We start from the raw sequence: 364 nt of genomic DNA, 5'->3' as shown, positions 1-364 counted from the left end.
AAATAAAGACAGCAAATTCCCAATCACATTATCAATCGGCATTGGCGACAGCGAGGAAAGCCTAATTTTGGCTTCTAAAAACGCGCGCGATTCCCTAGACATGGCTTTAGGGCGCGGCGGGGACCAAGTTGTTATTAAACATAAAGATGACTACATCTTCTTCGGCGGGCGTTCAAAAGAACATGAAAAACGCACCAAAGTTAAACCGAGGTTAATCGCAGATGCGCTCCTAAAAATAATCCCGTTTGCTGAAAATATTTATATCATGGGGCATACAAACTCAGACCCAGACAGCATCGGCGCAATCGCAGGGTTCATGGCCATTTGTCGCGCTTTCGATAAACACCCTATAGCAGTCATAAAC

The 364-nt window shown here is 44.8% G+C and carries 1 protein-coding gene; it reads left to right on the top strand.

The features are described 5' to 3' along the window. Window positions 1–364 (top strand): GGDEF domain-containing protein (locus tag ACYVTD_RS18060; protein ID WP_461248990.1); only part of this gene is annotated, 364 nt, incomplete at both ends.

The sequence above is a fragment of the Treponema sp. R6D11 genome, from assembly GCF_054786075.1.
The sequence above is the reverse complement of the archived record's forward strand: the minus strand, read 5'-3'. Positions and strand labels throughout refer to the sequence as shown.